The organism is Aquimarina sp. AD1, from assembly GCF_003443695.1.
Taxonomy (GTDB): Bacteria; Bacteroidota; Bacteroidia; order Flavobacteriales; family Flavobacteriaceae; genus Aquimarina; species Aquimarina latercula.
Genome location: NZ_CP031966.1, coordinates 1,117,496 through 1,132,116, shown reverse-complemented (window position 1 = coordinate 1,132,116; position 14,621 = coordinate 1,117,496). Strand labels below are relative to the sequence as shown.

Annotated in this window: 9 protein-coding genes; 5 read left to right on the top strand and 4 right to left on the bottom strand. The window is 31.5% G+C overall.

What is annotated here, in order from left to right; all coding sequences use genetic code 11:
* Positions 1 to 2: 2 nt before the first annotated feature.
* Entirely contained in the window at positions 3 to 2,528 is a 2,526-nt protein-coding gene (locus tag D1815_RS05095; RefSeq protein ID WP_118386180.1) for a T9SS type A sorting domain-containing protein, read from the bottom strand.
* A 29-nt stretch (positions 2,529 to 2,557) separates the two neighbouring features.
* On the bottom strand, positions 2,558 to 5,065 hold the full coding sequence (locus tag D1815_RS05090; RefSeq protein ID WP_158594470.1) for an RICIN domain-containing protein: 2,508 nt from the start codon (positions 5,063 to 5,065) through the stop codon (positions 2,558 to 2,560).
* Positions 5,066 to 5,861: 796 nt separating this feature from the next.
* Here D1815_RS05090 and D1815_RS05085 point away from each other — a divergent pair.
* The 5 genes from D1815_RS05085 to D1815_RS05065 all read left to right on the top strand — a co-directional run bounded on the left by D1815_RS05085 (position 5,862) and on the right by D1815_RS05065 (position 12,656).
* Positions 5,862 to 6,998, top strand: a complete 1,137-nt coding sequence (locus D1815_RS05085; protein WP_118386178.1) for a cytochrome-c peroxidase — start codon at positions 5,862 to 5,864, stop codon at positions 6,996 to 6,998.
* 94 nt (positions 6,999 to 7,092) lie between these two features.
* Complete coding sequence (locus D1815_RS05080) at positions 7,093 to 7,614, top strand: RNA polymerase sigma factor (protein WP_233557667.1); 522 nt, start codon at positions 7,093 to 7,095, stop codon at positions 7,612 to 7,614.
* Positions 7,615 to 7,677: 63 nt separating this feature from the next.
* Positions 7,678 to 8,601, top strand: a complete 924-nt coding sequence (locus D1815_RS05075) for a FecR family protein (RefSeq protein WP_118386176.1) — start codon at positions 7,678 to 7,680, stop codon at positions 8,599 to 8,601.
* A 120-nt stretch (positions 8,602 to 8,721) separates the two neighbouring features.
* Complete coding sequence (locus D1815_RS05070; protein WP_162897344.1) at positions 8,722 to 11,067, top strand: TonB-dependent siderophore receptor; 2,346 nt, start codon at positions 8,722 to 8,724, stop codon at positions 11,065 to 11,067.
* A 191-nt stretch (positions 11,068 to 11,258) separates the two neighbouring features.
* Positions 11,259 to 12,656: a vanadium-dependent haloperoxidase gene (locus D1815_RS05065; RefSeq protein WP_118386174.1), complete on the top strand. Its 1,398-nt coding sequence runs from the start codon at positions 11,259 to 11,261 to the stop codon at positions 12,654 to 12,656.
* 76 nt (positions 12,657 to 12,732) lie between these two features.
* On the opposite strand, the gene D1815_RS05060 is transcribed toward D1815_RS05065, so the two are convergent.
* Positions 12,733 to 13,422 carry a LytTR family DNA-binding domain-containing protein gene (locus tag D1815_RS05060; protein ID WP_027391516.1) on the bottom strand — a complete coding sequence of 230 codons (690 nt, stop codon included), beginning with the start codon at positions 13,420 to 13,422 and terminating at the stop codon, positions 12,733 to 12,735.
* The gene (locus tag D1815_RS05055) at positions 13,419 to 14,435 is read right to left on the bottom strand and encodes a sensor histidine kinase (protein ID WP_233557603.1); all 1,017 of its coding nucleotides are present in this window, start codon (positions 14,433 to 14,435) and stop codon (positions 13,419 to 13,421) included. The genes D1815_RS05060 and D1815_RS05055 overlap by 4 nt, the downstream gene beginning before the upstream one ends.
* Positions 14,436 to 14,621 lie beyond the last annotated feature (186 nt).

Sequence of the window (14,621 nt, the reverse complement as noted above, 5' to 3'; positions counted from 1 at the left end):
TATTATTTCTTACTGATCTTAATAGTAGATACATTAGTATCTCCATTTACTTTTATATAGTACAATCCTTGTGCTAGTGAACTTACATCCATGGTTTCTATATCATTAGAAATATGTTTTACAGATAATACTTTCCCATTGATATCATATATACGGATTATAGAATTTGCTGCTCCTTTAATAGTTACAGTATTTATTACTGGATTTGGATATAAGATTACCTTGCTATCATTAGAGACATCTGGAGCCTTAATATCATCAATAGGTGTAATTATCCATTGTAGATTTTGGCTAGTGTTTAATGCATCATAAAGCTGTATATTTTGTGCATTTGTACCGTTAGAACCTCCATCAAGAGCGTATCCAGGTGCATTTCGTTTAATGAGTTTATACGCTCCGCCTCCAACTGATACTTTTTTCCAATGTTGATTTTGGTTATCTTGAGCACAACTCCATAGGTATACGTTCTGTCGGTTAGCACCTTGACTATTACCATCGATACAATAATCCGTCCCTATTTTTTGATAAGAATAATAACCATTACCACGATCAATCTCAATCCATTGTTGGTTTACGTTGTTTTGATTGGCAGACCATAAATAAACATTTTGACCATCAGCTCCATCGCCCATACCATCTACAGCAAAGCCTGTCGCATTTCGTTTTGTAATATGCACTATAGTACTAGAACCGTTATTATTAGGAGTTATCTCGGTTATAGAAAATGATTCCCAAGTTCCATCTAAACTAGAACTCATAAAACGAACTAAGCCGCTATTGTCGATTTGTAAACGTTGCCGTCCTGAAGGACCATCAGGAAGCGTTATAAAATGTGTATTTGCACTAGTTCCTTGAGTAAAATTATAATAAGTATATGTTCCTGAATTAGTAGTCGCTTGCATATCTGCAAATTCTGAATTATCTGTTCGCAAACGTGGTTTAGTACCTCCAGCTGCTCTTTGTATATGCCAAGATCCATTTCCTTTAGCAACAAATTTCCAGGCTACATCATCTCCTGTAGTCTGCGTAGATGTAGTATATGCATCCTCACTAGATCCGTTAGAAGCTAGTCGAAGATTGTGATATGGATTATCTATATAATAAGTCTTATTGGGATCTGGAGTAAAGCTAGAACTTGGTGGTGGAACAGTATCACAATCATTTAATTGTGAGATACTATTATTAGAACCATTATTAATTACAAGTCCACAACTACTAACAGTATTGCCGGTAGCCCCAGATTCAAGAATAATAGTATATTCCGTTTCATTTACAATTGTTGAATTATCACCATACACTACTATTGCACGTTCTTCGTCTAAATCTAAAGGTCCTGGTATTCTATGAAAGATTATATTGTGGTCATTCCCTAAAATATCTGCTATATTATGAGGTCCAATAGCATTAGGAGAAGGAATAATTGTCATTTCAATATTTTGACGAGAACGACTTAAACGAAAATCACTTAGGGGAGCATAAGTAAAATTACCACTTGACCCAATTATTGTTCCTCCTGCCGGCATATTATAATTAGTTCCTCCAGAACCACAATCAATTGCTTGACTATTAGTTACTGTTGCACTAGAAGCTAAGTAGAGACGAATACCTCCTCTCATTTGTTTTACTGTACAATTCTCGACGGTTACACTTCCTGTATTATTATAAGAACGAATTCCATCTTCAGAAAGAGGATATACATGATTCAAAGGAATATCATACGATTCTTCAAAAGGCAATCTCCAAGAACCATCACCCGCTGGAAACTTGTAATCTGTTATATAAGGTAAATCATAGGTTTCCGTATCATTATATATATCGTTACTTAAACGAATTCTACCTTCTATATAACAATTTTTAATTGTTGTTTCTGAAGCTCCACTTTGCATAAAAATACCATGTCCAAAAGCATAATGATACATTGTGATTCCATCCAGGGTATTTCCAATTCCACCACCATCACTTCCTGTAATTAAAATTCCACAACGCTTGCTCAAACCAAAGGTGTTTTGGGAACCAATACCATATTGACTTCCGTAGCCATAAGGAAAAGATCCTTTTACAATCATTTCAAGACCTTCTACTAAATTCTGGTTTCCCGTAATTGACATAATAGGATCACCTCTTAACCCATATGCCAGATTATCTCGATCATTATTATAAGCACTAAAATCAGTCACTTCATCCAAACCATTCTTGTAGAAATCTTCAACAACACCATTTCGTAAAATATTGTTATCACCAGAAATAATAAAATATACCTCCCTAATAGACCCCACCAAGGTATTAATACGTGCTCCAGTCATATCTATAGTATTACCGGATCCTGTACAATTAATAACTCTAGAATTGCTAGGTAAATCCTCTAGATAGTAATCACCTGATTCTAAAATTATGTTTTGATTACTATTCTGTACCGCTTCACGAAATTCAACCAATGAACTAACAATAGTTTGGGCATTTACTAAAGCATAATTAAAAAACAATAGTATTACTACCATTATTTTACTTATCCTATTTTTAATAATCATCTTTTTTAATTTTTATATCATCTACTTGTTTACTTCTTCACAATTTTTATCGTAGAAAAGCTTCGCGAACCATTCACCTTAGCATAATACAAGCCAGAAGAAAGAAAACTTAGATCTATAGTTTCATTATTATTAGAAACATATTTTGACCATACTTCTTTTCCATTCATATCATATACTCTAATGAGTGAATTATCAGCACCTTCAATAGTTACAGTACTTACTACAGGATTTGGATACATGAATACTGCATTATCTTCGGAAATCTCTGGAGCCTTGATATTATCAATAGGTGTAATTATCCATTGTAGATTTTGGCTAGTGCTTGAAGCATCATAAAGCTGTATATTTTGGGCATTTGCTCCATTAGAACCACCATCAAGAGCATATCCAGATGCATTTCGTTTGATGAGCTTATAAGCACCTCCTCCAACTGATATTTTTTTCCAATGTTGGTTTTGATTATTCAGTGAACATTCCCACAAATACACATTTTGTCGATCAGCTCCACCGCCATTTCCATCTATACAATAGTTAGTTCCCATCTTTTGGTAGGAATAATAGCCATTACCACGATCAATCTCAATCCATTGTTGATTTACATTATTTTGATTGGCAGACCATAAATACACATTCTGTCCGTTGGTTCCATCACCCATACCGTCTATAGCAAAGCCTGTCGCATTACGTTTTGTAATATGCACTATAGTGCTAGATTCATTGTTATTGGTACTTACTTCAGTTATAGAAAATGATTCCCAAGTTCCATTTAAACTAGAACTCATGAAACGAACTAAACCTTCACTATTAATTTGTAAACGTTTTCTCCCTGAAGGTCCATCTGGTAATGTTAAAAAGTGAGTATCAGAACTCACTCCTTGGGTAAAGTTGTAATAAGTATATGTTCCGGAATAACTAGTTGCTTGCATATCTGCAAATTCTGAATTGTCTGTTCGTAAACGTGGTTTAGCACCACCAGCAGCTCTTTGTATGTGCCAAAATCCGTTACCTTTATCTACAAATTTCCATGTTACATCATCTCCTGTAGTCTGTGTAGATGTAGTATATGGATCCTCGCTAGATCCGTTTGACGCTAGTCGAAGATTGTGTGCTGGAGAATCTATGTAATATGTTTTGTTTGGGTCTGGAGTAAATGATGTTTGGGTTTCACAATCATTTGTATTAGTTATACTATTATTGGAACCATTATCTGTTACCGAACCACAAGTTTCTATAGAAGAACCTGTACTACCAGATGCAATTACTATTGGATGCTTAGTATTATTAATAACCTTATTATTCTTGCCATTATGGGTACTTTGATAATCTAAATTTCCATTTTTGAAGCGAACTCCGTCAAGTGTTCCACCAATTTGAATTCTATAATCCGAAGGAAGATTCGGGTCGCCACCGGTTAAGGTTAAATTTGAATTATCCATTCCGATAAAGGCAATACATTTTTGGCCATTATAATAAGGATCTACGGCTGGTATAATTTCAATATCAAGATCCCAGCTATCATTATCATATGTACTTTTAAAAGCGTGCCCATGAGAAATATCTGCTTTGCAATTAATTGCTGTACCACTCCCTAAACCAAAACCTTGCTCACAACCTATAGCTGTGCAATTTTCAGCAATCACAGTTCCAGAAGCATGTGCTAACACTACTCCGGTTCTCATATGTTTTATAGTACAATTACGAACGGTGGGATTAGAGGTTCCTCTTTCGATAATTTCTCCATTTATAAAAGTTGTACCCGCATTATATGCCCGAATACCTCCTTCTCCAGTGCTCATCATATATCCTGATGGGAGTCTATACCCCCAAACAGTCATAAAATCCACATTATCAGCTGGAGAGCCAGTACCTTCTTCTTTAAGCATATCATCAGTGGAGCGCATCTCCCCTTCTATGTAACAATCTTCAATAATTGGATTGCTGGCAGCTTGCATAAAAATTGCGTGCCCATAAGATCTATGGATTAACGTGCAATTTTTGACATGATTAGATTCTCCACGTACTAACAAAGCCGAATGTTTACGATGACCGATAACTGGACCGCCACCTTTACCAAAAGCATCCCCATAACCATAGGGATACGAACCTCGAACAGTCATATGAAATCCTTCTAATAAATTATCAGATCCATCCATAACTATTGTTTGCGCTCTCTTTCTTGGAGCATTATTCCCTACATTAACTAACTTCAGGTTTCTTAGCGTATTATTATTTCCCAAAATCTGGAGTAAATTCACATCTACATTTCCAAAACTGCTTAATACTTCAGTGTCAATATTTATAGTAACGTTGGTAAAATCATAGGCGCTGTTATTCCCTTCAAAAAGTAAAAGCGGATTACTAAAATCTCCAGCAGCAACATCTGCTGCTGTAATAGAATATGTTCCTGGGGCTAATTTTACGTTTGCATTACTGTCATTTAAATAAGGTAATAAGGCTTGTAAAGAATTGACAGTAGTTTGAGAAACTAAATTCCCAATAGTAAAGACTAAAAGAATGAATAGTATTTTTTTCATCATGATGGTTTATTAATAGGTTGTTTAAGAGTTTTAAGTATTGTTTTTGTTATTATGTTGTGGTACTAGGATAATGGTACTTTCCATACCGAACGGATTAATTTTTGAAATAAATTTATGGTTGACAGTCTTATATAAATTAAATCTAGTGTGTGTAGACTTCAGTGTAAAATAATTCTGCTTTTGTATAATTTTCCTAAGAATAGAATGTGTAATAAATAAAGGTCTGCTAGAAAATAACTGTATAGAGGTTACCTGAAATAGTAATACAGTTAACGGTAAAAGAATTGGTAAAAATTGGAGTAGCATAATAGTTACGTTAGTTTTTCAATCATATTATGCAACTTCTTCACCAATCTCCTATAATGCCCTATTACTAGTTGTATCTAGAAAACAAGATTAGAATGATCACATATCTATTACTTATATCATTGTTTTTCAATAAAATATAAACTGGTCAACCAATTTCTAGGGTACTCAAATTTACGCTATCATTAGTAGTTACATTCTCTAAATAATTTTTCGCCCTAATTAAATGAGAATTCGTAAGTAGATCTCTATAATTCGCTTCAGATAATACTATAGGTTTGGTTCTTCACAAACTATACATAACGAAGTACATTGCTTAATTTATCTAAAAATTCATTAATACATAACTCCTAAAAAAAGGATATACTATTTTTTTGAAATGTAGGGTTGGGTAAGTCTATTTCAAATACGTATTAAAAACAAAGTACTAATACTAATAGCTTTAGTTCTTATTAATTAACCTGTTTGATAATAAAAGTAGTTTTATATGAAAAAATATATTCCATCCCTTTGTTTAGTATTAATAATTTCAATTTCATGTAGTACGGACGACTATACAGATATTCCAAGTACTTCTACAGAGTTTATAACACTAAATTTACCAACATCACCTTTTAATTATGCTGATATTCCATTGCCTGATTTTTTCTTAAATAATGAATTACAAGTTGAGGATAATACTCCAAATAATAATGAGATTACTGATCATGGTGCAACCCTAGGTAGGGTTCTTTTTTATGACAATAAACTATCTTTAAATAATACTATTTCCTGTGCATCGTGTCATATTCAAGAGAATGGATTTTCTGATCCAAGACAGTTTAGTGTAGGTTTTGACGGTGGATTGACAGCTAGAAATTCCATGGGATTATCTAACGCAAAATTTTATAATAATGGAAGGTTTTTTTGGGACGAAAGAGCTCCAACACTTGAAATACAGACATTAATGCCAATTCAGGATCTAGTAGAAATGGGTATGACCTTACCAGAATTAGAAACAAAATTAGCCAATGAAGAATACTATACTGTTTTATTTAGAAATGCTTTTGGTGATGAAACCATTACCAGTGAGAGAATAGCATTAGCGTTATCTCAATTTATACGTTCTATAGTTTCATACCAATCAAAATTTGACAATGGATTAGCGCAAAGTCAAAATATAAATAATGATTTTCCTAATTTTACAGACTCCGAAAATAGAGGAAAAACTCTTTTCATGAGTAATCAAACAAGATGTTTTGATTGCCATGCTACTAATGTTTTTGTAGGAGATAATGCGAGAAATAATGGATTGGATGCTACAATTACGGATCTTGGTGTTGGTGGGATAACAGGAAATAATAACGATCTAGGAGAATTTAAAGTTCCATCTCTAAGAAACATTGCATTAACAGCACCTTACATGCACGATGGTCGGTTTGGAACACTTGAACAGGTTATTGAACATTACAATAGTGGTGTACAGAACAATCCGAATTTAGATAATAGATTAACCCAAGGAAACAATGTTCGTCGTTTAAATTTATCTGAAGACGATAAACAAGCTTTAATAGATTTTTTAAATACACTAACTGATGAAGAATTTATAAGGGATGAAAAATATGCTGATCCTTTTATAGACTAAAAATGAAATATGAAAGTATAGTATTTGATTGTTTTTATAAAATTAAATTCCTTTAACAATTTATTATATATTTACCTATAATTAATTGAAAACGATGGATAAATCTTTCTCAGTTTGCGAGGAACAGGTGTATAATACATTGTATAAAACTCACGCTGAAAGCCTTAGAAATCATCTCTATTTTAAGTTTGGAGATTTAGATCAGGCTGAGGATATTGTACAAGAATCATTTATTAAACTATGGGCTAAGTGTAAAACAATTATTTTTGAAAAGGCAGTTGGTTTTCTATATACAGTATCAAAAAATTTATACATCGATTCTTTAAGATCTAAAAAAGTCGTTTTAAAATTTGAAAAAAATAGTTCTCCAATAATGGACAATGAGGACCCTTATTTTCATTTAAGAACTAAAGAATTTAGACAAAAAATAGAAGCTACTATTTCTGCTCTACCAGAAAAGCAAAGAGAAGCTTTTTTATTAAATAGAATCGAAAAACTTACTTTTAAAGAAATTGCGCTAAAATTAGAAATTAGTCAAACAGCAGTAGAAAAAAGAATTGCTAAAGCGTTGGTTAAACTTAAAGAGATAACAGAATTACAAAAACATAATATATAATCAGGTTGGGTAATTTAGAAATCGAAACGTATATAAAATGATTGTAATCAAAAATATTTAAGCGTGGAAAACAAATTTACTAAAGACAATTTAATCACTAGATGGTTAGATAATCGTTTAAATAAAGACGAAAAAGAAGAGCTTGATACGTCTGGAGAATTAGATGAATTAAAAGTAGTTTTAGATGATATTGATACTTGGAAAGTAAAAAAATTTGATACCGAAGCAGGCCTTGAAGATCTTAAAAAGCGTAAAAAACTTGTCATCTCTCCTACTCCTGTGAAAGAGAATAAAACAAGTAAATGGCTTAGTATTGCCGCTAGTATAGCAATATTGATTACTGGAGGATATTTTTCTTGGAATTATCTATTTAATCAAACCAAAACCATAAATACATTAGTTGCAGAATCAAAGACAATAGATCTCCCTGGTGGTTCACAAATTACCTTGGATGCATTATCAACAGTATCCTATAATGAAAAAAAATGGACTGAGGATAGAGCTGTATATTTAACAGGACAAGCTTTTTTTGATGTTGTAAAAGGAAGCTCTTTTACGGTGATGACCAAAGTTGGAAGTATTAAAGTACTTGGAACCCAATTTAATGTAAATGCCACTAACAAAATATTTGAAGTTAAATGCTATGAAGGAAAAGTAAATGTTACCTATAATCAAGAACAAAAAATACTAATAAAAGGAGAATCTATATCCGCAAAAGAAAATAAATTATCTAGTAACTCTCATACTACAAAAAAACCTGAGTGGATCGATGGCTATAGCAAATATAATCAAGTCGTTTTATCGGAAATTGTCATTGATCTAGAAAAGTACTACCAAACAAAAATAGAATTACCTGAAAAATATGAGAACTTACAATTTACAGGTACAATAACTCACAAAGATTTAAAAACTGCTTTAGAAACTTTATTTAGTTCAATGGAGATTGAATATAGTATAGATGATAATAATATCGTGCTAATAAAATAATATATGAATTTGAGGCGGTTCTCATATTATCTTTTTTTATTTACTTTATGGTTTTGTCTAGTTACTAATTCTACTGCGCAAACAAATAATCTCATTAAGTTTTCGGATAAACTAGAACAGTTGGAACAAAAATTTGGAATAAGCTTTTCCTATAACCATACTTTTTTTGATGCGGTTTTTTTAGATCAAAATACTGATTGCAAAAATATTACAGATTGTATCTTAGTAATAGAAAAAATGGTCCCTGTAAAATTCACAAACAAAAACACTTCTAACTATGTAGTATTACCAATAAGAAAGAACATTACATTCGAAGTATTTGATAATGAAAATAATGAGCATATATCTACCTTAGAATATCAGATCAACGAAGAACCAATAGAATATCTTCTGGCTAAGGATAATATGTTTATCTTAAATAATATATTCCCTTTAGATTCTATCCATATTCTTAATTATTCGTATGAGAGTATACGCATAAAAGCCAGTGATTTAATAAGAATAAAAAAAGTAAATCTATTTAAAAAGCAATATCAACTTAATGAAATTATTTTAAGTGGTTACCTAACAAAAGGTATTGATGCTAACGTTAGTGATCATAGCTTACAAATTAACACAGAATCCTTAGGTTTATTAGCAGGAGAAACTGATGGTGATATTTTTAATGTTATAAATAATATTTCCGGAATACATTCTCCAAGTGGGAAATCTGGAAATCTTAATTTTAGAGGGAATACGTATGATCAAAATCTTGTTCAGATAGATGATATCCCTATATATCATTCAGGACATTTTTTAGGAGCAATTTCTCCTTATAATACAGCTGCTATCACTAATGTTGAAGTTCAAAGAAGTATGTTGCCCGTAAAATTTGGTGGTCGTGTCGGAGGACTTATTGATATGACAACAAGTAATAAAATTCCAAATACCACTAAATATGAAATTGCTATAAATACGTTATTTGCAGGAGCAACAGTTAAAACTAAGCTTATAGAAGATAAACTATCTTTTTCTGCTGCTTTTAGGACAAGTTATCCAAGTTTTCAATCTCCAAAATTAGAGGCTATTTCTAACTTAATTTTTCAAGGTAGTAGATTAGAGTCTATTGCAGATGAAGTTAATACTTCTTCTGACTTTAAAATTGATTTTTTAGACATGAATGCTAAGCTAAATTATAAGGTCAATGATAAGCATACAACTTCTTTAAGTTTTATAAATATTCAAAATAATTTATCTGCGGAAATAAAAAATACAGGGAATAATGATCAAGTTGATTTTAGAGATTTAGAACTAGACAATTGGGGTGTTACAGGAAAATGGAAAGCTCATTTTTCTGAAAAGTTTACAACTGAATTAAGAGTTAGTAAATCTAATATGAATCTTATTAGCCTTAGTGAAGGATTTGTATTAGAAGAAAGATCCAATAGAGAAAAATTCGATAATGTAATTTCTGATACTCGATTAATTACTGAAATTATTTATAATTACAATCAAAATACATCTTTAGAAGCAGGATATACCTTAACCGAGCATAAATTGATTAGTAACGAAATTGAAGAAGAAAATGGTGTCGATTCCGAAAGAAGACAAGATGCCATAGTTCACTCCACCTATGTGTCTCTCCAAAAAAATTGGAATGAAAAATTGAATGTTAACTTTGGATTTCATAATAATTACTATGCTCCTTTAAATAAGTTATACATAAATCCAAGGTTATTGGCGAGTTACTCTATAAATAAAAATTTATATCTAAAATCTTCTTTAGGGACATCAAATCAATTCATTCAAAAAAAATTAAATAATGATTTTGATGATTTTAATATAACCAATCAATTATGGTTTTTGCCTAATGATGATATAATGACGCAAAAAGGAATACAAACAATGTTAGGTGGTGTTCTTGATAAGTCTAAATGGTTAATAGATTTAGAGCTATATTATAAAAAAACTAAGGGTATCACTAATAAGTCTAATGATAATCTGGGAAATATTTCCAGTATTGGAGCAAATATATTTATAAAAAAAAAATGGCGTAGACTAGAAAGCTGGATAAGTTATGCATTGAGTAAAACTGAGACCGATTTTAATAATATGAAAACAGATGCTTTCTTTGATCAAAGACATATTATAAATCTAACTGGTATACTAAACCTCAAAAAATGGAAATTTGCAATTTCTTGGGGATATTTTTCTGGAATGCCAGTCATTTTTTCTGAAGAATCAGATTCTGGAAATAATCAAAACCCTATTTCTTCTGATCGATTTGATGCATTACATCAATTAGATTTTTCTTCTTCATATACATTCTATAATCCATCTAGAAACTTTAGAACTGTTATTGGTTTATCTATCCTCAATGTATATGATCAGGATAATACAGTAAATGTTTTTCAAAACACGACAGAAAACACATTCAGAAAGGCAAGTAACTTCTCTCCTAACCTTCAAATTAATTTATTTTTTTAATCCCTAAACAGCAAACAGTCAACTAACAAACAGCTGTTTAAATTCAAAAAAAAACTTACAAAGAAAATAAAATAATATTTTTTTCAAAAAAAGGGTTGGGTAAGAATATGACTCATACGTATTACACATAAACAAGCACATTATAGTTATTGATAGTGCTTTTATTGTGAAATTTATTAATACCAAAAATTATGAAAATAAAGAATTTAAAATTTTCAACACTTTTAATAGCAGGGATATTCATTTTTCAATCATGTAGTAAAGATGATGATTTTATAAATGATATAGATTCTCCTGACATCGATGTTGAATTAACGGATGAAACAACAGAACTTATAGCAGAATGGAGTAATCTGTGGGTATCAATAGATCAATATACAGAAAGTATGAGACCAAATACAGTAACCCGATCTTTGGCATATATTCATTTAACCGGTTACGAAACAGCAGTTCCTTTTATGGACAACTACTCATCCAATACAGACAGATTTAATAATTTCAATATTAACACAAATACTCTTGAAGATGATGTAGATCTAAAACTTGCTTTAAATACTGCTTATGCATTAGCCATAGATCATTTTATGATTAATTTAGAAACTGGTGTAAGACAAAGAATTTCTGATTTTCAAGAAGAAAAAGAAGCAGAATTAACCGAAGGACTTTCTGATACTGAAATAGAAAATTCAGAAACTTGGGGAAGACACGTTGCACAGAGAGTTATCGCTTATAGCGAAACTGATCAAGATGGTGAAGAACAAATACAAAATCCAACCCCTCAAGATTATATAGCTCCAGTTGGCGTAGGTTTATGGGCTGCTAATGAAAATGAAGATGCATGGTTTCCATATTGGAGAGAAGTTAGAACGTTTGCGATAACACCAGAAGAATCAAGTAGTGTAGCATTTTCTTCTGTATTACAACATAGTACGAATCCATCAAGTGATTATTACCAACAAATGAATGAGGTATATGAAACTACCACTACTGCTGCCACTGCTAATAATGAAGATTTATGGATCGCAGAATTTTGGGCAGATGATGTTGAAGGACTTATGATAAGTCCTCCGGGAAGACAATTTTCTATTGCAAATCAATTAATAGAGCAAAATGATTTGGCTTATGATAGAGCATTAGAACTTTTATTAAGACTTGGTTTTGCAATAAATGATGCAGCGGTTTCTGCCTGGGATGACAAATATACCTATAACATCGAGCGTCCAAGTAATTATATTTGGGAGTATATTGATGAAGATTTTACTTCTAACTTGTCTAAGTTTATCGAAGAAACGAATCCAGCTTTCCCAAGTTACCCATCTGGTCATGCTACTTTTGCTGGTGCTGGCGCAGGAGTATTTATAGCATTCTTTGGATCGGATAGTGTTAATTTTACAGATAGGACATATAATGACTTTACCGATATAGAATTTAACGGAACGCCAAGAAGTTTTACTTCATTCACTGAAATGGCTACTGAAAATGCTTATTCACGTGTTCCACTAGGTGTTCATATAGAACAAGATGCAATTGAAGGTTTGCGATTAGGTTATGAAATTTCTGATGCAGTAAATAGCATAAACCTGCAATAAGCAGTTAATTTTAATTGATTACCCCAAAGCAGATTGATGTTTTTTTTAGAGTTGATTTGGTCCTGTAGATGTATTTCTACAGGATTTTTTTTGTAAAATTACTTTTATAGGCCCTACCTAAAGGAATTGTCTTTTGATTACTTAAATATATCTGATTACCAGAAAACTTTTCGATTTTTGAAGTATTAATAATGTAAGATTTGTGTACTCTCATAAAGTTTTTAGAAGGTAAAAGCTCTTCCCAATAACGTAAAGTCTCGGAGGACACGAGTTTTTTATCCTGTAAATGAATTTCTGTATAATCTGTGTCGGATATAATATATGTAATGTCGTCAATAAGAATCCGTACATGATCGAAACCAATTTTTGCGTACACTTCTTTAATTTCTGTAGTATTAGCGTCTAAAGATAACTGTTGTTTTTTGTTTTCTACTTTAGAAACAGCCTTGATAAATCGCTGAAAAGAAAAGGGTTTTAATAAATAATCCACCACATCAAACTCATAACTCTCTAAGGCATAATCCGGAAATGCCGTCGTAAGAATAACTTGAGGCGGATTAGAGAGTGTTTTTAAAAAGTCAATTCCCGAAATCTTAGGTAAATGTATGTCTAAAAAAATAACATCTACCTTAGTAGACTTCATTAGTTGCATAGCTTCAATAGCATCTGTGAAAGTTCCTATGAGTTTTAGGGACCCCATATCTTCTATATACTTTTTTAGAATACGTTGCGCCGGTAATTGATCTTCTACAATGATACAATTCATGGTTCCTTAGACTTTTTTAGATCGATCATTAATTGAACTTCATACATATCTTTATCGCTATTAATATGTAATTCATGTGCCTTTGGGTATAATATATCTAATCGTTTTTTTACATTTTCTAAACCAATTCCACTATCTAAATTATTAGTATTAGTCTGGTTTTTATATGTATTAGAACAATTAAAATAAAGTATTCCATCATGTGTTACCCTAATATCCATATTTATTATGATCCCATCGGTCTGACTAGAACTACCGTGTTTTAGAGCATTCTCAACAAAAACGATCAATATCAATGGAGCTATCCAAAAATTTGCTCGTTCAATATCTTTAGATAGCGTAACTGTGCCTCGCCCTTCTATTTGTAATCGTCCTAAATTGATAAAGTTTTCTAATTGTTCTACTTCTTTAGAAAGAGAAACATATTTTGCTTTACATTCATAAAGCATATATCGTAGTACGCCTGATAATTCCAAGATCAATTCTGGTGTACGAGGAGATTTTTCAATTGCATATGAGTATAAATTATTCATATTATTAAAAAGGAAGTGAGGATTAATCTGTGATTTCAAAAATTGAAGTTCACTCTCTTTTACAGAATCCTTCAATTCTTTAACTTCTCGCTGCTTGATAAGTGCATCCCATCCAAATTTAAACCCTGCCAATACAGACAACGTAGGCAATGTACTCATTAGATTATATATTACGCCTAAAAACTTAGCTCCACGAGTATCCGGAAAATATATCTTTTCTAATATAGATTCTTCAACAAAAATTACTCCCGTCACAACTAAACTAAAAAACAAAATAAACTTTAAATATGCTCCAGGATATAAAAATCTTGGAAGAAGTACATAATTGATGATAAGACCAGCAGTTACAAAATTCAAAAAAAACACAAATTGATAGAATTGTATTTCTGGATTACGGCGGTCAAAAGAATAGAAAATAAATACTACAATGTGTAATATCACTTGGAACCAAACCTCTTTATGTAATAATATGTTTTTCACAATATCTAAAAACTGTACAACAAATATAGTTTATTGATTTTCTAACTATATAATATTGCACCTAATCCACTAAATCAATACCGCAAACGACAAATCTATTGCTGTTAATAACAATCATGTCGTTTATAGGATTATAATAGTTGTTTACCCAAGTAAATTTTTAAAAAACAACTCATCTTCTTTCCT